The organism is Citrobacter sp. VF227 (assembly GCF_052950715.1).
In genome coordinates, this window is sequence record NZ_JBRFVF010000704.1 from 1 (window position 1) to 310 (window position 310).

Consider the following 310-nt stretch of genomic DNA (forward strand, 5'->3'; position numbering starts at 1 on the left):
CTTACCGCCGGATCTGCATTCATAATATTTTACTCATGACGTTCAGCACGGGGTGCGATGAATCGGAGAAAAACCGTTTCGGCTCCCGTCTTAATTTAATCAGTTTGCGGATAAGCGGATGCCGGGTCCCCGCCTGCGGTGTTATTTCCGGCGCGGCCCTGCAGTGTGCGCCGGTGGAGACGCGGTTTTCTTTCACCGGGGAGGCGGCTTTTTTCGCCGCTGAAACATTAAAAATCTGCCGGAGTTTAACCTTTCCGGTGGTTTCATCCTCCGGAACCAGCCAGTCAGCCAGCATATACATCATATATTC

At 52.6% G+C, this 310-nt stretch carries 1 protein-coding gene; it reads right to left on the reverse strand.

Annotation, left to right across the window (positions count from 1 at the left end):
- Positions 1-19: 19 nt before the first annotated feature.
- Positions 20-310: hypothetical protein (locus tag ACU8YC_RS28655; RefSeq protein ID WP_446896473.1), on the reverse strand; the 291-nt coding region annotated here is incomplete at its 5' end.